The organism is Chromobacterium sp. Panama, assembly GCF_003052555.1.
Taxonomy (GTDB): Bacteria; Pseudomonadota; Gammaproteobacteria; order Burkholderiales; family Chromobacteriaceae; genus Chromobacterium.
The window spans coordinates 3707758-3730338 of the sequence record NZ_QARX01000001.1 but is presented as its reverse complement, the minus strand read 5'-3'; the positions used below and the strand labels follow the sequence as shown (position 1 = coordinate 3730338).

General features: G+C 62.3%; 16 protein-coding genes and 3 tRNA genes. 5 read left to right on the top strand and 14 right to left on the bottom strand.

Annotated elements, in window-relative coordinates:
* Positions 1-16 precede the first annotated feature (16 nt).
* From DB032_RS16885 to fdnG, 5 genes are all read right to left on the bottom strand, one after another.
* Positions 17-1024: a hypothetical protein gene (locus DB032_RS16885; RefSeq protein WP_146176705.1), complete on the bottom strand. Its 1008-nt coding sequence runs from the start codon at positions 1022-1024 to the stop codon at positions 17-19.
* Between the two features lie 147 nt (positions 1025-1171).
* Positions 1172-2098 carry a formate dehydrogenase accessory protein FdhE gene (fdhE, locus tag DB032_RS16880; protein WP_107800489.1) on the bottom strand — a complete coding sequence of 309 codons (927 nt, stop codon included), beginning with the start codon at positions 2096-2098 and terminating at the stop codon, positions 1172-1174.
* A complete protein-coding gene (locus DB032_RS16875) occupies positions 2095-2724 on the bottom strand; it encodes a formate dehydrogenase subunit gamma (protein WP_107800488.1) in 630 nt (209 codons plus the stop codon). Before DB032_RS16875 ends, fdhE begins: the two co-directional genes overlap by 4 nt.
* Positions 2721-3596, bottom strand: coding sequence for a formate dehydrogenase subunit beta (fdxH, locus tag DB032_RS16870; protein WP_107800487.1), 876 nt, complete (start codon positions 3594-3596; stop codon positions 2721-2723). The genes DB032_RS16875 and fdxH overlap by 4 nt, the downstream gene beginning before the upstream one ends.
* A 9-nt stretch (positions 3597-3605) precedes the next feature.
* Positions 3606-6662 (bottom strand): formate dehydrogenase-N subunit alpha, encoded by a 3057-nt coding sequence (gene fdnG, locus DB032_RS16865; RefSeq protein ID WP_146176704.1) that lies wholly within the window; start codon positions 6660-6662, stop codon positions 3606-3608.
* A gap of 137 nt (positions 6663-6799) precedes the next feature.
* On the opposite strand from fdnG, the gene fdhD reads away from it, so the two are divergent.
* The 3 genes from fdhD (at position 6800) to DB032_RS16845 (ending at position 9208) form a co-directional block, all read left to right on the top strand.
* Positions 6800-7609, top strand: a complete 810-nt coding sequence (fdhD, locus tag DB032_RS16855) for a formate dehydrogenase accessory sulfurtransferase FdhD (RefSeq protein ID WP_107800485.1) — start codon at positions 6800-6802, stop codon at positions 7607-7609.
* 217 nt (positions 7610-7826) lie between these two features.
* Positions 7827-9053 carry an aspartate kinase gene (locus tag DB032_RS16850; protein WP_107800484.1) on the top strand — a complete coding sequence of 409 codons (1227 nt, stop codon included), beginning with the start codon at positions 7827-7829 and terminating at the stop codon, positions 9051-9053.
* Positions 9054-9114: 61 nt separating this feature from the next.
* Positions 9115-9208 (top strand) — tRNA-Ser (locus DB032_RS16845).
* Positions 9209-9639: 431 nt separating this feature from the next.
* On the opposite strand, the gene DB032_RS16840 is transcribed toward DB032_RS16845, so the two are convergent.
* The 3 genes from DB032_RS16840 to DB032_RS16830 form a co-directional block, all read right to left on the bottom strand.
* The gene (locus DB032_RS16840; protein ID WP_146176703.1) at positions 9640-10095 is read right to left on the bottom strand and encodes a hypothetical protein; all 456 of its coding nucleotides are present in this window, start codon (positions 10093-10095) and stop codon (positions 9640-9642) included.
* 128 nt (positions 10096-10223) lie between these two features.
* Complete coding sequence (locus DB032_RS16835) at positions 10224-10463, bottom strand: helix-turn-helix transcriptional regulator (RefSeq protein ID WP_107800482.1); 240 nt, start codon at positions 10461-10463, stop codon at positions 10224-10226.
* 3 nt (positions 10464-10466) lie between these two features.
* Positions 10467-10985: a DUF2975 domain-containing protein gene (locus tag DB032_RS16830; protein WP_107800481.1), complete on the bottom strand. Its 519-nt coding sequence runs from the start codon at positions 10983-10985 to the stop codon at positions 10467-10469.
* Positions 10986-11799: 814 nt separating this feature from the next.
* Here DB032_RS16830 and DB032_RS16825 point away from each other — a divergent pair.
* Both DB032_RS16825 and DB032_RS16820 read left to right on the top strand, forming a co-directional pair.
* A tRNA-Arg gene (locus tag DB032_RS16825) sits at positions 11800-11876 on the top strand.
* Between the two features lie 6 nt (positions 11877-11882).
* Positions 11883-11957: transfer RNA gene (locus tag DB032_RS16820), tRNA-Glu, on the top strand.
* Positions 11958-12097: 140 nt separating this feature from the next.
* On the opposite strand, the gene DB032_RS16815 is transcribed toward DB032_RS16820, so the two are convergent.
* From DB032_RS16815 to csy1, 6 genes are all read right to left on the bottom strand, one after another.
* Positions 12098-13057 carry a bifunctional helix-turn-helix transcriptional regulator/GNAT family N-acetyltransferase gene (locus DB032_RS16815; protein WP_107800480.1) on the bottom strand — a complete coding sequence of 320 codons (960 nt, stop codon included), beginning with the start codon at positions 13055-13057 and terminating at the stop codon, positions 12098-12100.
* Between the two features lie 79 nt (positions 13058-13136).
* Entirely contained in the window at positions 13137-15815 is a 2679-nt protein-coding gene (locus DB032_RS16810; protein WP_107800479.1) for a TonB-dependent siderophore receptor, read from the bottom strand.
* A 1627-nt stretch (positions 15816-17442) separates the two neighbouring features.
* The gene (gene cas6f, locus DB032_RS16805; RefSeq protein ID WP_107800478.1) at positions 17443-18000 is read right to left on the bottom strand and encodes a type I-F CRISPR-associated endoribonuclease Cas6/Csy4; all 558 of its coding nucleotides are present in this window, start codon (positions 17998-18000) and stop codon (positions 17443-17445) included.
* A 3-nt stretch (positions 18001-18003) separates the two neighbouring features.
* Positions 18004-19041 carry a type I-F CRISPR-associated protein Csy3 gene (gene csy3 / locus DB032_RS16800; protein WP_107800477.1) on the bottom strand — a complete coding sequence of 346 codons (1038 nt, stop codon included), beginning with the start codon at positions 19039-19041 and terminating at the stop codon, positions 18004-18006.
* Positions 19042-19053: 12 nt separating this feature from the next.
* Positions 19054-20052, bottom strand: a complete 999-nt coding sequence (gene csy2 / locus DB032_RS16795) for a type I-F CRISPR-associated protein Csy2 (RefSeq protein ID WP_107800476.1) — start codon at positions 20050-20052, stop codon at positions 19054-19056.
* Positions 20049-21392 (bottom strand): type I-F CRISPR-associated protein Csy1, encoded by a 1344-nt coding sequence (gene csy1, locus DB032_RS16790; protein WP_107800475.1) that lies wholly within the window; start codon positions 21390-21392, stop codon positions 20049-20051. The genes csy2 and csy1 overlap by 4 nt, the downstream gene beginning before the upstream one ends.
* Between the last annotated feature and the right edge of the window lie 1189 nt (positions 21393-22581).

The window sequence follows — 22581 nt, the reverse complement described above, 5'->3', positions numbered from 1 at the left end:
TGGAACATTCCCCGGATCAAAAGAAAGTGATGTTGTTTTGCTTATTGCCCGATTCCGCTTGGTCGCTGCTGTGCAGGACGCGCTGCTCATGGGTGGTATAGCTGTTTTTCAAGGCGTCCAGCCAGGCGGCGGTGTCCGGCGGCGTCGGCCGACGCTCGGTGTCCACCAGCGCCTGGCTGAAGACGCTCTCCAGCCGGCGCATATCGTTCTGCACCCCGCTGAGGATTTGGTCGACCCGGTCCTGGAATTGCAGCTGCACCAGAATGTCTTCCAGCGCTTGCTGCAAGGACTGGGATTGGACGGCCTCGTCGTCCGGCGCGGCTTCTTCCGCCGGGGCGGAGGCGTCGGCGGCGTTCAGCGGCGCGTGCGGCCGCAGCGGCTCGTGCGCCATCTGCGCCAGGCTGTCCATGGCCTTGTCGATCTGGTTCTGCAGCCGGGACAGCTGTTCCAGCGTGTCGCTGCCCAATTGCTCCATGCTTTGCTCGCCGTCCAGCTGGTGGCCGCTGACCAGGCTGCGCACCAGGTTCTGCAGGGTGTTGGCCGATTGGCCCAGGGTGTGCAGGTGGATGGCGAGATCGGTCTGTTGCCGGGTGGCGTTCTGCAATAGCTGCAGCATGTGCTTGAGCCGGCTCTCCGCCTGGGCCAGCGCCGCCTGGTCGGTGTGTTCGCCCGGCTTGGGCACCGCGCCGCCCACTTGGCGCAGTATGCCGTCGAAGCGCAAGGTCAGCCGGTTGGCGGCGTCGTCCATCTGCTCCTTGCCCAAGGAGATGTGGCCGGCCCACAAGGGCAGCAAGGCGCAGACGTGGCTGGCGAAGCCCTGCCAGTATTCGTCCGGAGTCGGGGCCGGCTCCGCGGCGGCGGCCGGCGCCGGCCAGAACAGGACCAGCGCCAGCGCGGCGCAGCTGAGCGCCAGTCCGGCCCAAAGCAGCGGATGCCCCCAGAACAGCCAGCAGAGGACGCCGCCATTGATGGCCAGGCCCAGCAACAGGCGGTTTCTTGGCGTCAGAGGCGGGAGCAGGACCATGTCGATCAACCGGGATGGAAAAAAGTCATACCTTTTTTGTAGTTGTTGGTTTTTTCTTATGCAAACGGACGGCGCGGCCAAAGCGCTCGCCGACGCCATGAAAAAAGCCTCCGCGTAGGAGGCTTGGGGGACGTTGGGAGCGGGGGCTTAGCCGGGAAACAGCAGCGGATTGACCCCGCTGCGAGCGAAGCCGCGCTGTTCCAGCTGCTGGTCCAGCGCCAGCGTGGCCAGATCGTCGGCCGCCGGCTCGGCGTCCAGGCCCTTGTCCAGCGCCAGGATCTTCAGATAGCTGCCGCAGTCGCCGCAGCTTTCGCCGCGCACCGCGGCCTGCTGGCTGTCGCCTTGCTCCAGCGACCAGTAGCCGATGTCGCGGGTCGCCTCGCAATTGCTGCACTTGGCGCGCACCAGATGCCATTCGCTCTCGCACAGGCTGCAATGCAGATAGCGCAGGCCGGACTCGTTGCCGAGGCGCACCACGCTGGCCACCGGCGGCATCGCGCACACCGGGCACAGGTGGCGGGCGTCGTCGGGTTCGGCCACCGCCGTCACCTGTAGTTGCGCGGCCAGCTGGCTGAAATAGACCGACAGCGCCGCCCACAGCAAGGGCGCGCGCGCCGAGCCGACGGCGGTGAAGTCGCCGTCCAGCAGCGCGCGGGCGGCGCTTTCCAGCGCGGCGTCGTCCGTCTGTTCCAGCTCGCGCGCCATCTGGCCGGCGGGGCCGGGCAGGGCGGCGAGCTCCGCGCACAGCGCGCGCAGCAGATCGCGCCAGACCGGATCGCGCGGCCAGGCGGCGGCGCCCAGCGGCGGCAGGCCGTGTTCGGCGCAATGATGGAAGTAATCGCCGCGCGGCGGCAGCGTCACCGGCTGTTCGCGCACCAGGCGGTGCTGAGCCGCGGCGATGCGGGCGGCGAAGGCCAGATAGGCCGCCATCGGGTGGCCGTCGGCCAGCGCCGTCAGGCGCCGGCTGCGGGCCAGATAGCGTTCGGCGGGCTGGGGCAGCAATAAGGGCGGGATCTCTCCCGCCGCGGTTTGCAGCCGGCCAGCCTCGTCCAGGGGGACGATGCGTATGCTCATGGCTTGTTCTTGTCTCCGGTCATTTCACGGTACCAGCGCGGATGATGCTTCTTGGCCCAGGCATGGGTGACCACGCCTTCCACCATCGCCCGTATCGTGCCGCGCACCCAGATGGCGGCGTAGACGTGGACGATGATGCCGGCGATCAGGATCAGCGCGCTCCAGGCGTGCAGGAGCAGGGCCACGCGGATCACCGGGATGGGGAAGTACATCGCGAAGTACGGCCGCCACATGATGAAGCCGGTGCACACCAGCACCAGCATGCAGCCGGTCATCAGCCAGAACATGCCTTTCTGGCCGCCGTTGTACTTGCCGATGTCGCCGACCTCGTGGCCGGACAGCACCGACTTCACCGCCATCATCCACTTCACGTCTTCCTTGTCCAGGAAGTTGTGATGCCAGTAACGCAGGAATTGGCGCGCGAAGCCGACGAACATCAGCACCCCGACGAAGGGGTGGATGATGCGCGCCAGCTGCGGCGTGCCGAATACGCCGGTCAGCCAGAAGAAGGCCGGGTAAAAGAAGGCCAGGCCGGAAATCGCCAACAGCACGAAGCACACCGCCACGATCCAGTGGTTGACGCGTTCCGCCGCGCTGTAGCGCTTGATCAGCTTTTCCTTGCTCATGCCTTTTCCTCCTCTTCCTCTTCCGCCTTATTGGGGCCGACGCCGATGTAGTGGAAGAAGCCGAACAAGACCGAAGCCGCCAGGCCGATGGTGGACAGCGGCTTGAGGATGCCCTTCCACAGGCTGACCACCGGGCTGATCTTGGGATCCTTGGCCAGGCCGGAATACAGCTCCGGCTTGTCGGCGTGGTGCAGCACGTACATCACGTGGGTGCCGCCCACGCCTTCCGGATCGTACAGCCCGGCGTTGGCGTAGCCGCGGGTCTTCAGCTCTTCCACCCGGTCATGGGCGTAGGCCTGCATATCGGACTTGGTGCCGAAGCGAATGGCTCCGGTGGGACAGGTCTTCACGCAGGCCGGCTCCTGGCCCACCATCACCCGGTCGGAACACAAGGTGCATTTATACGCCTTGTTGTCCTTCTGGTTGATGCGCGGCACATTGAACGGACAGCCGGAGATGCAATAGCCGCAGCCGATGCAGTGCTCGGACTGGAAATCCACGATGCCGTTGGCGTACTGGATGATGGCCCCCGGCGACGGACAGGCCTTCAGACAGCCCGGGTCGGCGCAGTGCATGCAGCCGTCCTTGCGGATCAGCCATTCCAGCTTGCCGCTTTCCTCCACCTCGCTGTAGCGCATCACCGTCCAGCTGTGGGCGGTGAGATCGGCCGGGTTGTCGTAGACGCCGACGTTGCTGCCCACTTCGTCGCGGATGTCGTTCCACTCCGAGCAGGCCACCTGACAGGCCTTGCAGCCTATGCAGGTGGACACGTCGATCAGCTTGGCCACCTCGGCCTTGTAATCGCGCACCACCGGCGGCTGGGTGGGGCTGGCGGAGCGGCGCAGGATATCTTGCGATTGCAGTGATGACATGGTCGCTCCTTATACTTTCTCGACGTTGACCAGGAAGGACTTGAATTCCGGCGTCTGGGTGTTGGCGTCGCCTACAAACGGCGTCAGCGTGTTGGCGCTGAAGCCTTTCTTGGCCACCCCTTCATAACCCCAGTGAATCGGAATCCCGACCTGGTGCACCGTCTTGCCGCCCGACTGCAGCGCGCGGATGCGCTTGGTCACCACCGCCTTGGCCTTGATATAGCCGCGCTTGGACGACACTTTCACCGTGTCGCCGTGGGCGATGCCTTTCTCCTTGGCCAGCGCCTCGCCGATTTCCACGAACTGCTCCGGCTGGGCGATCGCGTTCAGCCGCGCGTGCTTGGTCCAGCCGTGGAAGTGCTCGGTCAGCCGGTAAGTGGTGGCCGCGTACGGGAAGGCGTCGTGCTTGCCCATCTGCTCGCGGTCCGCCGGGAACACCCGCGCCGCCGGATTGGACACCACCTTGGGATGCAGCGGGTTGGTGCCCAGCGGCGTTTCGAACGGCTCGTAGTGCTCGGGGAAGGGGCCTTCGGCCATCTTGTCGAGAGCGAACAGCCGCCCCAGGCCCTCGGCCTGCATGATGAAGGGGCCCATGGCGCTGCCGGGCGGCTCGTCGGCCTTGAAGTCCGGCACGTCGATGCCTGTCCATTTTTCGCCGTTCCACTTGATCAGCGTCCGCTTCTTGTCCCACGGCGTGCCGTCCGGCTTACAGGAAGCGCGGTTGTACAGCACGCGGCGGTTGGCCGGCCACGCCCAGGCCCAGCCCAGGGTATTGCCCAGCCCGGACGGATCGCTGTTGTCGCGGCGCGCCATCTGGTTGCCGGCCTGGGTCCAGCTGCCGGCGAAGATCCAACAGCCGGAAGCGGTGCTGCCGTCGGCCTGCAACAGCGCGAAGCCGGACAGCTGCTCGCCTTTCTTGGCCAGGAACTGCCCCGGGTTCTTGGGATCCGGGATGTCCGCCAGCGCCTTGCCGTTGAGCTCCTTGGCCAGTTCCTCCGGCTTGGGCTCGTGCGGATCGCCGTAAGCCCAGGACAGACTCATGATGGCCTCGGCGTTCTTGCCGCCGTCCTTGGCGTACTGCGCCTTCAGACGGGTGAAGATGCCGGCCAGGATTTCCGCGTCGGTGATGGCTTCGCCCGGCGCGTCCGCGCCTTTCCAGTGCCATTGCAGCCAGCGTCCGGAATTGACCACCGCGCCGTCTTCCTCGGCGAAACAGGTGGTGGGCAGACGGAACACCTCGGTCTGGATTTCCGCGGTCTTCACATCGTTCTGCTCGCCGTGGTTTTTCCAGAAAGTGGAGGTGTCGGTGGCCAGCGGGTCCATGATCACCAGATATTTCAGCTTGGAAAGCGAGGCCACCACCTTGTTCTTGTCCGGGAAGGCCAGGATGGGGTTGAAGCCTTGGCAGAAATAGCCGTTGATCTTGCCCTGATGCATCAGCTCGAAGTACTGCAGCACGTCGTAGCTCTTGTCCCACTTGGGCAGCCAGTCGTAGCCCCACTGGTTGTCTGCGGTGGCCTTGTCGCCCCACATCGCCTTCATCAGCGAAACGAAGAACTTGGGATAGTTCTGCCAGTAGTTCATCTGCCCGTCGGCCAGCGGCTTGCTGGTGTACTTGCTCAGATAGGACTCCAGCGTGGGCTCCTTCTCCGAGGGCATGTTCAGATAACCCGGCAAGCTGGTGGACAGCAGGCCGATATCGGTCAGACCCTGGATGTTGGAGTGGCCGCGCAGCGCGTTGACCCCGCCGCCGGCCATGCCCATATTGCCCAGCAGCAGCTGGATCATCGCCATGGTGCGGATGTTCTGCGAGCCGATGGAGTGCTGCGTCCAGCCCAGCGCGTACAGGAAGGAGGTGGTCTTGTCGTGGGCGCCGGTTTCCGCCAGGTATTCGCAAACCTTGAGGAAGGCGTCCTTGGGCGTGCCGCAGAGGGTTTCCACCATTTCCGGCGTGTAACGGGCCACGTGCTCGCGCATCAGATTGATCACGCAGCGCGGGTCGGACAGGCTGTCGTCGCGCTTGGCCATGCCCTTGTCGTCCAGCTGGTAGGTCCAGGTGGATTTGTCGTAGCTGTGCTTGTCGGCGTTGTAGCCGGAGAACAGGCCGTCGTCGAACTTGAAGTCCGGGTTCACCAAGAGCGCGGCATTGGTGTAGGCCAGCGTGTATTCCTTATTGTACTTGCCGGTTTGCAGCAGGTAGCGGATCACGCCGGACAGGAACGCAATGTCCGTGCCGGTGCGGATGGGGGCGTAATAATCCGCCACCGAGGCCGTGCGGGTGAAGCGCGGATCGATGACGATCAGCTTCGCCTTGTTGCGGGTCTTGGCCTCAATCGCCCAGCGGAAACCCACCGGGTGCGCCTCGGCCGCATTGCCGCCCATGACGACGATGAGGTTGGCGTTCTTGATGTCGACCCAATGGTTTGTCATGGCACCGCGACCAAATGTTGGGGCAAGACTTGCCACCGTTGGTCCGTGTCATACACGCGCCTGGTTGTCGACCGCCAGCAGCCCCAGGCTGCGGGTGAATTTGTGGGTCAGCCAGCCGGCCTCGTTGCTGGACGCGGAAGCGGCCAGGAAACCCGTGGTCAGCCAGCGGTTGACGGTGACGCCGTCCGCGTTCTTCTCGACGAAGTTGGCGTCGCGGTCGCGCTTCATATGGGCGGCGATGCGCTCGAAGGCCTCGTCCCAGCTGATGCGTTTGTATTCGTTGGAGCCCGCTTCGCGCACTTCCGGGTAGCGCAGGCGGTTGGGGCTGTGGATGAAGTCGATCAGGCCGGCGCCCTTGGGACAGAGCGCGCCGCGATTGACCGGATGGTCCGGATCGCCTTCAATGTGGAAAATATCGGCTTTGGCGTTCTTGGCGCCGTCGCCCAGGCTGTACATCAAGATGCCACAGCCCACCGAACAGTATGGACAGGTATTCCGGGTTTCCGTCGCGCGCAGCAATTTATAGCTGCGGGTGTCGGCCAGCGCGGTCTCGGGCATGAAGCCCAGGGTCGCGATGGTGGTGCCTGCCATGCCGCCGGCGCAGAGCTTGAAAAACTGCCGTCTGCTGACTTGCATGGGTTTGTCTCCTTGGGGTTGAACTGGGCGCGCCCCTGACCCACCAAGGACGCGTTGCTCACTCACAGCGGAAAATCTATTATCGCCCTAGGTATCAATTAGTACAAACTATTGCAGTGAATGGCAGGCCACATTTTATGAAAAAAACCGAAGCGCTGGAGCAGGCGGCGCTTGAGCTCGGCATTGTCGATTGCCGTCACGGCGGCGCCCAGGCCAGGCAGGACTGGGTGGCGGTGGAAACCCCGGTGGCGCTGGTGTACAACGGCCTCTCCCACGTGGTGATGATGGCCAGCCCGCGGGAGCTGGAAGACTTTGCGTTGGGCTTCAGTCTGGCCGAAGGCATCGTCGCCCATCCGGGCGAGATCTACGGCATCGACATCGTTCCGGGCGAACGCGGCGTGGAAGCGCGCATCGACCTGGCCTCGGCCCGCTTCATGGCCTTGAAGGAGCGCCGTCGCCAGCTGGCCGGGCGCACCGGTTGCGGCCTGTGCGGCGTGGAACAGCTGGCCGAAATCCACCGGCCGCTGCCGCCGCTGCCGCAGACCCAAAGCTTCAGCCTGGACGCGCTGGCGCGCGCCTTGCCGGTGCTGCAGCAGGCGCAAAGCCTGTCCCAGGCCACCGCCTGCACCCACGCCGCCGGCTGGGTGACGCCGCAGGGCGAACTTCTGCACCTTAGCGAGGATGTGGGTCGCCACGTGGCGCTGGACAAGCTGATCGGCGCGCGCGCGCGCCAGGGCTGGCGCGACGGCGCGGCCATCGTCACCAGCCGCGCCAGCTATGAAATGGCGCAGAAGGCCGCCGCCGCCGGCATCGAGATCCTGATCGCGCTGTCCGCGCCCACCTCGCTGGCGGTGGAGATGGCCGCGCGCTACGGCCTGACCCTGATCGGCTTCGCCGGCCACGGCCGCGCCAATCTGTACAGCTGCCCCGAACGTTTGCGCATGTAATCCAACAGAAATATTCTGCCAGTAAACGGCATGGCAGCCGTGGATTGATGCCGGCAAGCGTCGCAGCGTCGGCAGCTTGCGCCGCGCAGTGCCGGCTGGGGCTGGCCGCGGGTTTTGCGTTGCAGCATCCGCGGAGAATTCCGCCTTGCAATTCTGGCCAGGATAGGGTCAGAATCGAAGCTCGACATTTCAACCCTTTCGAATATAAGAAACAAGCATGGCACTCATCGTACAAAAGTACGGCGGCACTTCGGTTGGAACCACCGAACGGATCAAGAACGTTGCCCGCCGTGTCGCCAAGTGGAAGTCGCAGGGACATGATGTCGTGGTGGTGGTGTCCGCCATGAGCGGCGAAACCAACCGCCTCATCGCCCTGGCAAAGGAGATTCAGGACTATCCGGACCCGCGCGAGCTGGACGTGGTGATATCCACCGGCGAGCAAGTCACCATCGGCCTGCTGGCCATGGCGCTGAAGGAAATCGGCGTGCCGGCCAAGAGCTACTGCGGCTGGCAGGTGAAGCTGGTCACCGACAACGCTCACACCAAGGCCCGCATCCAGGAGATAGACGACGCTGCGATGCGCTCCGACCTCAATGAAGGCCGCGTCGTCATCGTCGCCGGCTTCCAGGGCGTGGACGAGGAGGGCGACATCACCACGCTGGGCCGCGGCGGCTCGGACACCTCCGCCGTGGCGCTGGCCGCCGCGCTGAAGGCCGACGAATGCCAGATCTACACTGATGTGGACGGCGTTTACACCACCGATCCGCGCGTGGTGCCGGAAGCGCGCCGCCTGAAGACCGTCACGTTCGAGGAAATGATCGAAATGGCGTCGCTGGGCTCCAAGGTGCTGCAGATCCGCTCGGTGGAGTTCGCCGGCAAGTACAAGGTTCGTTTGCGCGTGCTCTCCAGCTTCGAAGACGAAGGCGAAGGCACCCTGATTACGTATGAGGAAGATGAAAGCATGGAAAAGGCCGTTGTCGCAGGCATCGCATTTGACCGTAACGAAGCGCGCATCAACGTCAAGGGCGTGCCGGACAAGCCTGGCATCGCCTACCAGATTCTGGGGCCGATCGCCGATGCCAATATCGAAGTGGACATGATCATCCAGAACGTGGGCGAAAACGGCGCGACCGATTTCTCCTTCACCGTGCCGCGCGGCGAATTCCAGCGCGCGCTGACCATCCTGCGCGAAGTGCAGACCCATATCGGCGCCGCCAAGATCGACGCCGACGACAAGGTGGCCAAGATCTCCATCGTGGGCGTGGGCATGCGTTCGCACTGCGGCATCGCCTCCACCATGTTCCGCACCCTGGCGGAAGAGGGCATCAATATCCAGATGATCTCCACCTCGGAAATCAAGGTGTCGGTGCTATTGGACGAGAAGTATCTGGAGCTGGCGGTTCGCGTTTTGCATAAAGTTTTCGGGCTGGACCAGCCGGCGTAAATAATTTCGGATACACGCTTGACAGGGGGCGCAGCGCTAATTAATATGGCGCTCTCTGAACGGAGAAATGGCCGAGTGGTCGAAGGCACTTCCCTGCTAAGGAAGCATACGGGCTTAAACCTGTATCGAGGGTTCGAATCCCTCTTTCTCCGCCAGTTCGCATTAAGCCCTTGATTGGAAACAGTCGAGGGCTTTTTTGCGTCCTAGCGGTCCGAACCTCATCGTTAGATTCCTGAAACGGATCAACAAGACCAAGAGCTTCCTAGAAGCGTAACCGTCTCTGCGAAAACGCGATCAATCCATTTGACCGAGATAAAACATAGTCGAGACACGCCCTCGATCGGTTTGCGCGGCAATTCCCGATTGCCTTTGTGTATTGGGAAAAGGGGGGCTTCCATCGGCTGGAGGATGGAGGCGGATGAATTCGATTGATGGCCGGAAGCAGGTGGGTGGTCCGCTCCGGCCATTTTGTCGCTTGCTCACGCTGCTATTCAAACCGTCAAGGGAGCTGAATAGTTACCTCTGTTTCATTCACCGCCACTTCCTGCCCGGTAGCGTAATGGCGCTAGAGCAGACGCCCGACCCGCTAATCCGCCAGCGACGCGCCGCGCGGTGCGCTGGTCTTCTTTCTCCATGGCTCGGATGGCTTGAGCAGGTAGTTGGCGTATACGTAGCGCCAGGGCACGACTGCATAGAAGACGATCAGCAAGGGAATCCAGCCCAGATTGGCTTCGGTAAAGGGCTCTATGCGCCCGCTGCGCCACTGGGGAATGGCTACCAACACCACCCACAGGGTTTTCCAGATCATTTCCCATAGCAGCACCGGGAGCATTTGCAGCGGGTAGCGCACGCCAAATAGGGTTAACAGCCAAAAGGCCAAGAGCATGTGGTCCACCACGGCTCTCGTGGGAACCGCCGGGGTATGGGGACTCAAGATATTAGGCAGCAGGGAGACTCCAAATCCGACGGCGATAAACAGATACAAGCCTCTCAAGCAGTTCAGGCGAAATAGTGAAATGTCTTGCATTTTATCTTTCTCCATGAAAATGACCCATTTGGGCGAGTGGATACAGCTTGCTTCGGACGCCGTTCGATTTGGCGGGCGCTTGCTACTGGCGCTACTGGCCCGCCAGATGGAACTGGCCAAGGCCCGGCGCGTAAACAGATGGCTTAAGCTTTATTTTGGAACGGCTTGGTCTTCTTAACGCTGGCCGCATAGTCCAGCAAATCGCCCGGCTGACATTGCAAGGCTTCACAAATTGCTTCCAAGGTCGAGAACCTGATGGCGCGGGCTTTTCCGGTTTTGAGGATGGAAAGATTCGCCAGGGTGATGTCTACACGGTCCGCAAGCTCGCTCAAAGTCATTCTTCGGTCATGCAACAAGCCATCGAGCTTTACCAGAATAGCCATGGCTTATACGGTTCCTTCCAAATCGATACGCATTTTCGTTCCTGCATCAAATACTCGCGCCAGAATAAACAGCAGCAATACGGATAGCCATCCATCGACCGAAGGGCTCCACCCAATGTCCAACGGGTAGATCATGGATACGCTTGCGCAAACCGCGCCGACGGCAAGGTTGAGAATTTGTATGGCGAGCAGCGCCCAAGCAATGGCTTGCAGCCGGGCGGCGTTGGCCGGAATGAAGGGGGCGCCATCGCGTACCGTTGTCACCATCGCCAGCAAGCGCGCCAAGACAAGATTCGCCAGCGGCACGCCAGCGAGCCCGATCAGCATGATCAGGCGCATGCCTGTCATTAGCGCGGGCGGAGCCTCCGGTCGCGCGCCCAGCGTGGCTTGCAGCCATTGCGGCGCGAAAAAGCTGGCAAGCAAAAGTGCCCCAATTCCCATGCCCAATATGAAGTTCAGGCTGAGCAGGGCGCGCAAGACCAGGCGGGTCGTAGACAAAAGGTTCGGACGGCTAGGCATCATTTCCTCCTCCTGGGTTTATTGTTAAACGATAAATAGGACATTGGTATTCCGCAAGAAATTTATCGTTGTCGATAATCTTGCTTGAGCTTGTCGCAACCAGGGAATAGTAAGGAGGGAACGGCTCCGGTCTAGGTCGCTGCGGCGACCCGTCGAACGGGGGCCAACTTGCTCAATGACCGGGTGCTGCCTTTCTTTGCGGAACAGGGCATGGGGATCATCCGCATCCGCAGGCGCCGCTTCTGCAGTCTGGCCAATTTGGCCATGCGTGCATTTTCTCCCAGGGGGAACGGAGTGAACCGCCATCAAAAGCCGCTGAAAGCCTTTCATTAACAAGGCCATCAGCTGGATTCGATTGAGGGGTTAAAGCTGATGAAACTTGTACCTTGGTTGGACGTTTGAATCAGCCGAAAACATCCAAATTGAATACTTTTGGTCTAGCTTGCCAGGGCACTTCGTCGAGCAGCGAGTAGCCGCCGCTATCCCCATACCTGCCATCGCCATCGGCGAACCGGAAGGATGCCCACACGCCATACCCAAAATGAACCGTACAAATGAGAATCGGCGGGTAGCGCTTGCTCTAGGCCGGGCGGGGAAAATTGCGAGTTTTGTTGAGTCAGGTATGGCTTTATGAAAATTTTCTCCATTTTGCGGGTTTGGAAAAATTTCAGAGCAAGCTGTTGACAAGGTCCAGTAAAGGACACATACTGTGCGCCTCTTGATCGACAGCACAGCAAGCGCTGCTGCTAGAGAATTCAAGGGTTTGGTTGTTTGAGAGCGGGTATTTTCACGAATCCCTCTTTCTAAGCCAATCAGCGCACCCGTAGCTCAGTTGGATAGAGTATCTGGCTACGAACCAGAGGGTCGGGCGTTCGAATCGCTCCGGGTGCGCCACTTGCTGTCCCTATAGTTTAGCGGTTAGAACACCGCCCTTTCACGGCGGTAGCCGGGGTTCGATTCCCCGTGGGGACGCCAGATTCAGAAAAACCCATCGCGCAAGCGGTGGGTTTTTTGCATTTCTAATGCTGTTTATCCGGCAGTGAGCCCCATCGGCACCATCACCACACGGGACCGCTGTTTCTAAGCGGCCCATCCGGCAGAAGCACGGCGCGCGGCTAGCTTTTGGCGGGCCGTGTAAAACACTGCTCCACCACCTGTTCGCCCCAGCGCGCTCCTGGGCGCTCCTCGCTCAAGACAAAGCCGAAGGCCTCGTACAAATGCCGCGCCGCCAGCAAGCCCTGGAAGGTCCACAGCCGGACGGCGAGGCGCTGCTGATCGCAAAACGCCATCGCCTGTTCCATCATGCGGCGGCCAAGACCGCTGCCGCGCGCCTCCTCGTCCAGAATGAACCAGCGCAGCTGCGCCTGCCCCGGCGCGTCCGGCTCCGCCGCAATCACCAATGAACCGATGATGCGGCCGTCGCGCAAGGCCAGCCACAGCTGATTGCCGGGCTGGCTCAGCCGGCCGAGGAAATCGGCCAGGCCGGTGGCCACCTGCCGTTCGAAAAAAGCGCCGAAGCCGGCGTGGGCGTGGTAATAGCGCGCATGCATGGCGACAATGCTGCCCAGCGCGCCGCAACGGTAACCGGTTTCAACGGCGATGGGCGCGGCGGCCGGCGGCGTGTGCTCGGCGTGCCTGGCCTCCAGCGCCGCCGCATAGCAATTCAGGCCTTGTTCCACCTGCCGCTGCTGCTCCGCCGACAGGTGGACGAGGGCGCCGCCCACCTGGCCGCGTCCGTAGTCCTGCAACTGCGCGAACAGCTGTTGGCCGGACGGGCTCAAGGCCAGCAGCTTGGTCCGGCCGTCGCTGGGGCTGGCCTGCTCCAGCAGCTCGCCGCCCTGCGTCAGCTTGCGCACCAGCCGGCTCACCGTGGATTTTTCCAGCTGCAGCTTGTCCGTCAACTGGCTGGCGGACAAGCTGCCGGCCAGGCCGATCTCCACCACCGCATGCACGGCGGAAGCGGAGTGCCGGCTCATGGCCAGGGTGCTGCGCATGAAACCCAGCTCGCGCACGATGCGCCGCGAGGCGGAGCGGATCTGGTCGATGACAAGCTGCTGCGGCTGTGAAGGGTTCATGCGCGCTCTCCGGTGGCAATGGTTGTAACATACAACTAAATAGTTGCTTATTACAATAAATCGTGAGCGTGCCAGCCGTTCAGAACTTGTGATTCAACTCCACCCACCACTGGCGGCCATAGGGCAGATAGCTGCCCACCGGGTAGTAGGGCCAGTTGCTGGTATCGTCGCGCTTGATGGTGTCCAGTACATTGTTGACGATGAGCCCCACCGAAGTCTGCTTGCTCCATTGATACTGAGTGCTGAAATTGGCCAGCACCGTGGGCGTCAGATTGCCATTGCCGCTGGCCTTGGGAATCTTGCCGTAGCGGGTCAGCAGCACGGTGGACGACCAGGGGCCGATGTCCCAGCTCAGGCTGGTGTCCAGCTTGTCCGGCCAATCGGTGTTTTCCGGGTCGTTCAACATATTCTTTTCCACATCGCCGGCAAACTGCTGGTAAGTGTGTTTCAGCACCTTGGTGTAATTGGCTTTCAGCAGGAAGCTGCCCCAGCTGGCGGTTTTCCAGCGCAGCTTGCCGGCGATGTCGAAACCGCTGGTGCGCTCGCTGGCCGCGTTGATCGGGTTGACCACGATCTGCTTGATCGCGCCCGGATTGATCAAGGCATTGGCCGGATTGCGCTGCACTCGGCGCAGCGTGTCCTGGCACAGCTGGGACGACGCGTCCAGCACGCCGGCGCGGCACTGCGCCTCGTCGCGCAACAGCTTGTCGCCGCTCAGGTCGGTGACCAGATCATTGATGGCGATGTCCCAGTAATCCACCGAAATATCCGCGCTGCTGCTGGGCGACCACACAAAGCCGAAGCCGTAGGACTTGCCGTTTTCCGGCTTCAGTTCGGCGTTGCCGTTCTTCACGTAGTCCGCGCCCGGCGACATGCTTTTGTAGTCGCAGCTGGCCAAGGGCTGGCCGGCTTGGGCGCAACGCCAGTAATCAGTGCTGGATGAGTAATAGCCGCGGCTCTGGGTCAGGAACAGATAATTCATGTCCGGTGCGCGGAAGCTGGTGGCGTAACTGCCGCGCAACAGCAAGCTGTTCAGCGGACGGAAAGCTAGGCCGGCGCCGTAAGTGAACTTGCCGGCGCTGCTGTCCGGCAGTTGGTAACGGTCGTAACGGCCGGACAGCGTCAGGTCCAGCCGCTTCAACACCGGGATGAACAACTCGCCGCCCAGCGCCTGGCGCGAGCGGGTGCCGCCGGCGTGCACGGCCGGCGAAGTGTTGTAGAACGCGCCCTGGTTGATCAGCGGGTCCGGATCGTTGCTGAAGCCCTGGCTGCCCCATTCCAGCGTGCCGGCCAGCTTCACCGCGCCGGCCGGCAGCTTGAACAATTCGCCGCTGCCGCTCAGGCTCAGCGCCTGCAGCCAGGACTTGTTCTGGCTCACCGAGCGCCCGGCGATGCTGTTGAACTCCGCCTGCGTCAGCCGGCGGTTGAACGGCCCGGCCGACGGCGCGTAAATCGGCACCCCCTTGGCGTCCACGCCCTGCTGTTGGCCCAGGAAGAAGCTGTCCGCATTGGCCAGCAGCCGCGGCGCGATGTTCTGGCTGGTATAGATGGACGCGTTGTAAGCGGCTTCGTAACTCCAGCTGCTGTCCGGCACCGTGCCGCGCAGGCCGAAAGTCAGGTTGGCCGCCACATCGTCCCATTTGCGGTTGTAGCGGCTGGCGCCGCCCATCTCCTCCGGCGACAGCAAGCGGCTCCAGACCTCGTAGCGGCCGCTGTTCTGGTTCAGGAAATAGCCGCCGTTGCCGGCGGCCGAGGTCCAGCTGGGGCCGCGGGTGTTGTTCTCGCTGTGGTTGAAGGCCAGCAGCGCGTCGCTGAACAACTCCAGGTGATCGTTGAGCGCGTAATTCAGGCTCAGATAACCGTTCTGGCTCTGGTTGGCGGTCTGCACCGTCCAGTAGGAGGCCTTGGCCAGCGGGCTGGCGCAGACATTGCTCTTGCTGCTGCGGTAAGCGCGCACGCTGCCGGCGTACAGGCCGCCCAGCGCGCCGCAAGCCGCGCCGGGATCGATGAACTTGCCGCTGCTCACATCCTTCTGCGACCACACCGTGGTGGGCGCCGCGCCGTTGACGGTGTTGTCCGCCATGAAGCCGCGCTGGCGCGACCAGATCGGGTTGCGCTGGCTCAACTCCAGCGCATAGACCAGATTCAGCTTGTCCCAGCTCTTGCCGCCGCTCAGTTGCAGGCGCAGGTTTTCGCCGCCGTGATGCTCGCTGCCGCCGGCCTTGACGTTGACCGTGGTGCCGTCGGCCTTCTTCTTCAGGATCACATTGACCACGCCGGCGATGGCGTCCGAGCCGTAAATCGCCGACGCGCCGCCGTTAAGCACCTCGATGCGCTCAATCATCGCCGCCGGGATATTGGCCAGATTGACGAAGTTGACCGAACCCTCGTAAGCCACCGGGTAATCGGCGATGCGGCGGCCGTTGAGCAAGGTCAGCGTATGGTTGGGCCCCAGCCCACGCAGGCTGATGGCGTTGGCGGCCGGAGTGAAGGTATTGCCGAAATCCGCGCCCTGGGTGAAGCCGGTGTTCTGCGCCAGATTGTTCAGCGCGTCGTAGACATTGGTGTAACCCTGTTTTTCGATATCGGCGCCGCTCAGCACCGTGACCCCGGTGGGGCCTTCCTTGCCGGCGCGCGCAATGCGCGACCCGGTGATGGTGACGCTGTCCAGCGTGTTGCCGTCGGCTGCCAGCGCCGGCAAGGCTTGCCCTGCCAAGGCCAGCGCCAGCGCGAAGAGAGTGAAATGGGGATATGCCATCGTGGAACGCCGGCTGCGCCGGCCCTTTATTAATTTTGGAAAACAAAATCTAGCACGATTGCATATATGTTAAAAATCTGGAAAATTAGATTGTTATTCAAATTGAGAATAATGTGATTGGAAGGATTGCGGGGGAGGGGTTGGGGATGCTTTCTGGGCTGCCCATCCGGCAGAGAGAGTCGGGAAGCCGGCATAGCAGGCCCGGCCCGTTTCTAAGCTGCCTATCCGGCAGAGAACTCCCGGCCGTGCTCTTTCGCACTCACGGCACATTTCTAAGCTGCCCATCCGGCAGAGAACGCGGTGGCGGGGATGTGGCGCGAATGGCAGGATTTCTAAGCTGCCTACCCGGCAGAGAACCACGTGTGATGTTGCTAGGAGTATTGCACCAATTTCTAAGCTGCCTACCCGGCAGAGAACTGCGGCCGCGGCCGCAACACTTGGCATGGAATTTTCTAAGCTGCCTACCCGGCAGAGAACGCGCCGCCGCCGGCACACCGCATAGCCCTCTCTTTCTAAGCTGCCTACCCGGCAGAGAACGCGCAAATCCGCTTCATGGCTCCTCGCGCAACTTTCTAAGCTGCCTACCCGGCAGAGAACTGGGGGCAACTTTTATTCTTAGCAAAGTTAAATTTCTAAGCTGCCTACCCGGCAGAGAACTGCATTCATCTCCCGGCTTATCACCTTCTCCAGTTTCTAAGCTGCCTACCCGGCAGAGAACTTACCGTAACGATTATGTGGCGGAAACTTCCATTTCTAAGCTGCCTACCCGGCAGAGAACTCGTGCCGATGTTGATCATGATTCTGATGATATTTCTAAGCTGCCTACCCGGCAGAGAACAAAGCCGAAATCACCATCAGCGAGGAGACCGATTTCTAAGCTGCCTACCCGGCAGAGAACGCGGTATGAAGCCCTTAGCCGCGCATCTGTTGTTTCTAAGCTGCCTACCCGGCAGAGAACCCGCTGGAGTAGGCTGCGCGCCCTGGCCTCCATTTTCTAAGCTGCCTACCCGGCAGAGAACACGTGGACTTCACTACGATTCTGGCTTGGGTTTTTCTAAGCTGCCTACCCGGCAGAGAACACGTCTCTCCAAATGGCGATGCCACTCAATGCTTTCTAAGCTGCCTACCCGGCAGAGAACGACCTGGCGGCCGAGCTGACGCCTCTGCAGGATTTCTAAGCTGCCTACCCGGCAGAGAACACGGTTGCTCGATACCATCTCCATGGCACTCATTTCTAAGCTGCCTACCCGGCAGAGAACCGCCATTGCCGACGTGGCGGTCATTTTCCACTTTTCTAAGCTGCCTACCCGGCAGAGAACGTGCTGCTGGGTCTGACCGCCATTGCCTTGCTTTTCTAAGCTGCCTATCCGGCAGAGAACGATTTACGGTGTCGTCGGCGGTCGTGCTGCGTTTTCTAAGCTGCCTATCCGGCAGAGAACTTTGCATGAGTGTTGCCCTCGGCCCGTTAAAATTTCTAAGCTGCCTATCCGGCAGAGAACTAGAGCCTTTCCCCCGCAAACCCGCTTCAGCGGGGGAAAGCATCGCTTTCCCCAATAAAAACCCTTTTATCCCACCCCGCGCCAAGCCCTTGATTTAACAGGCTTGGCGGCGGGGCAGAAAAAAAGGGTTAGAACCACGGCACGGTGGCGTCGGGGCTGAGGCCGAAGGCGTTGAAGCGGCCGCTGTGGGTGGCCGGGGCTGGGCGCTGCTCGATATGCAGCTGGTAACGCTGGCCGGTGCTGGCGCTGTTGAGGGTGAGGAAGGGCAGGGTCAGGCGGCGGGCGGCGCTGTCCGGGAAACGCTGCGCGGCTTCTTCCGCGCTGATGCCCAGCCGCCGCACCAGCCGGCGGCGCTCCTTGTCCGGATTGGTCTTGGCCTGCTTGCGCCGCACCTGCCAGGCTTCCGCCTGCGGCGGCACCGGCTGGATGGCGGCCAGCGCGATGTGGTCGCGCATGCCGCTGAGCCAGTCGCCGGCCATCAGCCGCTGCAAGGCGGCGTGGCCGCCGTGCAGGCGCAGGGTGTCGCCCAGCGCGGCGGCCGGGGCCGCGCGCGGGAAACTGACGCCGATGTCGTCGCGGCTTTGCTCGCTCAGCGCGCGGTGCAGCTTGGCGAACAGCGCGTTCATCAGCAGCGTGGGCGCAAACTCCGGGTCCGGGCGCAGCCGGATGTCCAGGTAGTGATCCATGGCTTACTCCGCCGCGCCGAACACGCCGCCGCGGATCAGCGTGGCCAGCACAAAGTGCTGATCATGCGGCGCCGGGGCCTGGTCTTTCAGCACCCAGTTGTCCAGCAGGGTGTAGAAATCGGACTTGGCCTTGGGCTGGCGGCAGGCCTTGCCCAGCGTGGTGACCGAGCCGTAGGGCTCCACCGCGATGGGGCCGAGTTGCTCGGCTTCCGGGTGCCAGTCGTCTATGGTGCGGATGGCGTTGCCCAGCTTCTGCGAGTGGATGGCGGCGATTTTCAGCGTGCCTTGCTCGATGGCGTACAGGGTTTTGCTCTTGTCGCCGCGGCCGCGGTCCAGGATCAGCTCCTGCGACGGGAACACCTCCTGGCCGGCGCCCAGCCGCGCAAAGGCGGTGATTTGCAGCAGCAGATGGCGCTGGCCGGCCAGGCCGGCGGCGATGGCGGCGGCCAGCTGTTCCAGCGCGGCGGCCTGGCTGCCGGGGTCGAAGTGGCGCAGGGACAGCGCCAGCGCGTCGAACTGCCATTGCTGCGCCGGCTGGCCTTGCTCCAGCAGCGCCACCCGTACTTCCACCTGCTCCGCGCCCACGCGGTTGCGCCACAGGAAGCGGCCGTTGGCCAGGTTGCAGGCATAACGGCGCGCCAGTTCGGCAAAGCCGTGGGCCTGCACATAGCCGGCCACGGTGGCGCGCAGCTTGGCCTGATAGGCGCTGTCGTTGCAGGCGGACGGCGCGCCGACATTGCCCAGCACCCGCAGCGTGAAGCTGATCTTCAAGGTGTCCGCGTGGTGCGGCAGCGCGGCCACGTCCACGGTTTGCAGATTGGGGTTTTCAATCTGCGCGTCCAGCTTGGCCGGGTCCTGGTCCTTGGTTTTCAGGCGGTTGGAAATGGTGCCGCGCACGGATTTTTCGATGACTTGGACCGGCTCCCAGCCAGCGTGCTGCTCGCGCTGTTGCCAGTCGCCGGCGTGGAACAAGGCGTCGGACGGGTCCAGCTTGCGTTCAAAGGCCAATACGGTAGCGGTTTTCAGCGGTGCGGTGCTCATGAGGCTTCCTTTCTAGTCTTCTATTTCCAAGGTGGCGGCGTAATCATTGCGGCAGCGGTACAAACCGCTGGCGGTGTCATCGTCGGCGTACCACAGCAGTTGGCCGACATCATGCAGCCGGTGCGGGCTGACCCATTCGCCCAGCGAATACAGGCTTTCCACAAAGCGGAACGGCGTATGCGCGTCGCGGGCGTTGGCCACGCTGCCGGCCGGGTAGAGCGGGGACAGCGCGCCGTAGCCCACCGGCATCGGCACGGTCCAGCCCTGGCTGTGGCCGCGTTGGCTGCGCCATTCCAGCGTGCGGCGCGGTTCGCCGCCGGCCGGGTCCGCGTGTTCCTGCCAGTGCGGCGCGTGGTTGATGCGGGACAGGTCCAGCCAGGCGTCGAAGAGATCTGTCTGCGGCTGGCTAGCGCGCAAGGCGGCCAGATGGCTTTGCAGCAGGTCGTCGCGGGACACCAGCGCAAAGCCGGGCAGCAGGCTGCGTCGCAGCTGGCGGAATTGCTGGCGTCGTTCCGTTTCGTCCTCGCTCAAGGTCATTAACTGCGGCGCGGGACGGCGGCGGCCGGGCAGCGGCGGCGTCACGCTGCCGCCGGCAATGCGCATGCCGTGCAGGGTGTCCGTTACCTGCCGCGCCAGTTCCGGCAGCTGCTCCTCGGGCGCGGCCAGCGCTTCGCCGGTGAGTCCGAACAGCAGGCTGATGTCCAGGTGGATGCGGCCTTCCTCCACGATGGCGGCGGTGGCTCCGTCCTTGTCCACCGGGTTGCGGCTGAGGTGGAAACCCTGGGTGTACGCGCCGCTGGTCTGCGCCTGGTAATGGTGGCAGACCACGCCCACCGCCTCGAACTGCAAATCCAGGCTGCCGGCCAGCTTGCGTTCCAGCGCCTGGGCCAGGCCGGTGAAGGCGGTAATGGCCGGAAAGCCCCAGGTGAAGGGGCTGGAAATGGCGTTGGCGTTTTGCACCCGCAGCCGGGGCACGCTCAGCAAGCCGGTGATCACGGGCAGAGTGCTCATGCTTGCTCCTTGGCCATGGCCGCCAGCTGGCGGCGGGTTTGATCGTGCTGGGCCTGCCAGCCCAGGTCCCCGGCCAGTTCGCGCGCCCAGTAGCGGAACTCCGCGTCGCCCATCTCCAGCGGGCTGGCGTCGAATTGCTGGTTCAGCCAGCGGCCGAAGCGTTTGGCCACTTCCAATGGCCAGTCCTCGCCGTGCCAGCGCGCGGCAAAGTCCGCGTCCGCATCGGCGCGCCAGGGGTCCAGCCACAGCTGTTGGTATTCCGGTAGCCGGCAGCGCGTGTCGGCGCTCCAGCCGGGCGGCAGGCCCTCGTGCATTTCCTTGCCGAACAGCAACAGCTCCTCCAGCAGCGCCTTGCCCAGATCGTCACGACGATCTTGGGCATCTTTGTTTTGAGGCGGCCGGCTTTCCAGAAGCACGCGCAGTTGGCGGACCAGCCGGCGCACATCGTTGCGGCGACCAAAGCGCAGCAGCGCGTCTTCGGTATTGAGTGGTGGTCTCAGACCCAGGCTCTGCCACTGCGGCGGCAGGGAAGCCAGCAGATAGTTATTGCCCTTGCGTTCGCTATTGAGCTGGGAAATATTCTGCGGTTTGGTGCCGCCCAGCTTCTGCACCGCCAGCTGCGGGTAGTCGCAATAACCGTGCGGGTGATCGCGCTGTTCGCGACGGGCCTGGCGCGCGGTCTTGGCGGCTTCGCCGAAGCGGTGCTCCTGGATGGTTTGGTACAGGCGCTGCGCCAGCGCGCTGGGATAGAGCGGGGCCAGCAGGTGGTAGTGCTCGTTCTTGGCCGGTTCGTAACCCACCAGCCAATACACTTGCTTGGCGCGGCTATGGCTGGCGGCCGCCGCGCCGGTGTCGGTCAGCGCGGCGAAGGCGTCGATCCAGGCCTGCGCCTGCTCGGCGTCGTCGCTGAGCGCGGCGGCCAGGTCGGCGTCTTGCGCCAAGGCCAGGGCCAGCAGGCTTTGGCCGTCGTGCTGTTGCTTCAGAAACTTGTACACATCCAGCGCGGCGGCGTTGCCCACCACGTCGTCGGCAAAATCCGCGCCCAGGCAGTGGCTGCCCACTTCACGGCGCGCCGGCAGGGAGGAGGGCGGCGCGTACAGATTGCTGCCGCGGGCGTCCGGGTGGATGGCTTTAAGGGTGTGGGTGGCGGCTTGCAGCTGGCCGGCGCGGCGGGCGGCGTCCGCCAGCCAGGCGGCCGGTTGGTGTTGGGCTAGCAGCGCTTCGCGCTTGGCGTTGTCACCGGCAGCAAGCTTGTCCAGCTTGTCGTCGCGCCGTTGCCGGATGAAGCCGGCCATCAAGGTGCGTAGTGCTGTGGCGCGGGGCGTGAGGGTAGGGGGCATGGCTGTCCTTGGATCACAAAGTCAGGAACAAACAGCAACGCGGCCCCGGCGCTATTAGGCTGCCGGGGCCTTGGCTCGGTGCTTCATTGCATGCGCATCCTCCTCGTTATGCAAGAGATTGGGATGGGTGTGGGTCCGGTCTTCCAACTTTGTCACGTGCTTGCGCAACACCGACCATACGCCATTTTTTTACCTAGTCAAGTTTTGTTTGACTTTTATCGTTAATAAATGAGGGTGCCTTGTACCATCTGCGCCACTGCCGGGTATAAGGCAGCTTAGAAATAGTCCAGTTAGGATTGTCTTTTTACTTTGCTGCCGGATAGGCAGTCATGGTCGACACTGAGGTTGTCGGCTCTTTTTTTGTGCTGCTGAGATAGAACTATTTTTAGGAAATTTGGCAAGTCTGCGGGAATGACATAAACTCCCGCCCAGTAGTGACTGGAGCGGGAGCTGTGTTCACGGTCAAGCTACATTACCTTCTTATGAAGTGATTGCTAGCCACCATATCCTCCTTGCTCTTTTGCATCGACCCTTGCAAATAGGGTGTCTCGGTTGCGATGAGACGGTTGTACGGGCGCTAGGGATGCTGCAACATTCCTAGCGCTTCGTCATTTGATGATGGACAGTTTGATAGGCTTTCCTACTGAAGTCAAATTTATTTCCATAGAAGCATCATCAGAAGACGCAGTCTTATTAGTGGTGATGAAGCATTGTTGCTACGTCTGCTTTCGAGGAACCAAATGGATGTTAAAATTGAATTCAATCTGCTGGATAAGCAGTTTAGAAAATAGATGCCTCTTCAGAAGATGCTTCTTGAACGTCTCTCTGCCGGATAGGCAGATTCGAACAGGCCAGCGCGTAAGCGACTGGCCTTTTTTTACGTCCATCCGCTTGGCATGCCGTCTGCTAGTGTGCCTGCGAGCAGGAGATATTGGTATGGACAGTGCTTGGGATTTACTTGACCTGTATCAGGCAGGGGTGGAGCAGGGGATCTAGTGCGCTGAACCAAGGCGGTTAAGCCATGTGTTCGGCGAGACGATGCGGCCATGTGATATCGATTTGTCTGCTGTGGAAGCTGTTAGACTTGTATGGCTTGCTGCCGGATAGGCAGCTAGGCAATGGAATAAGCCCGCTGTTCATTTACCCCGTATGTTCACTGCCGGATAGGCAACATAGACATTTCGGCGGT

Excerpts from the sequence above, each read along its gene's own strand:
- DB032_RS16885 (WP_146176705.1), bottom strand. The coding sequence starts at position 1,024 with ATGGTCCTGCTCCCGCCTCTGACGCCAAGAAACCGCCTGTTGCTGGGC.
- fdhE (WP_107800489.1), bottom strand. The coding sequence starts at position 2,098 with ATGAGCATACGCATCGTCCCCCTGGACGAGGCTGGCCGGCTGCAAACC.
- DB032_RS16875 (WP_107800488.1), bottom strand. The coding sequence starts at position 2,724 with ATGAGCAAGGAAAAGCTGATCAAGCGCTACAGCGCGGCGGAACGCGTC.
- fdxH (WP_107800487.1), bottom strand. The coding sequence starts at position 3,596 with ATGTCATCACTGCAATCGCAAGATATCCTGCGCCGCTCCGCCAGCCCC.
- fdhD (WP_107800485.1), top strand. The coding sequence starts at position 6,800 with ATGAAAAAAACCGAAGCGCTGGAGCAGGCGGCGCTTGAGCTCGGCATT.
- DB032_RS16850 (WP_107800484.1), top strand. The coding sequence starts at position 7,827 with ATGGCACTCATCGTACAAAAGTACGGCGGCACTTCGGTTGGAACCACC.
- DB032_RS16840 (WP_146176703.1), bottom strand. The coding sequence starts at position 10,095 with ATGGAGAAAGATAAAATGCAAGACATTTCACTATTTCGCCTGAACTGC.
- DB032_RS16835 (WP_107800482.1), bottom strand. The coding sequence starts at position 10,463 with ATGGCTATTCTGGTAAAGCTCGATGGCTTGTTGCATGACCGAAGAATG.
- DB032_RS16830 (WP_107800481.1), bottom strand. The coding sequence starts at position 10,985 with ATGATGCCTAGCCGTCCGAACCTTTTGTCTACGACCCGCCTGGTCTTG.
- DB032_RS16815 (WP_107800480.1), bottom strand. The coding sequence starts at position 13,057 with ATGAACCCTTCACAGCCGCAGCAGCTTGTCATCGACCAGATCCGCTCC.
- DB032_RS16810 (WP_107800479.1), bottom strand. The coding sequence starts at position 15,815 with ATGGCATATCCCCATTTCACTCTCTTCGCGCTGGCGCTGGCCTTGGCA.
- cas6f (WP_107800478.1), bottom strand. The coding sequence starts at position 18,000 with ATGGATCACTACCTGGACATCCGGCTGCGCCCGGACCCGGAGTTTGCG.
- csy3 (WP_107800477.1), bottom strand. The coding sequence starts at position 19,041 with ATGAGCACCGCACCGCTGAAAACCGCTACCGTATTGGCCTTTGAACGC.
- csy2 (WP_107800476.1), bottom strand. The coding sequence starts at position 20,052 with ATGAGCACTCTGCCCGTGATCACCGGCTTGCTGAGCGTGCCCCGGCTG.
- csy1 (WP_107800475.1), bottom strand. The coding sequence starts at position 21,392 with ATGCCCCCTACCCTCACGCCCCGCGCCACAGCACTACGCACCTTGATG.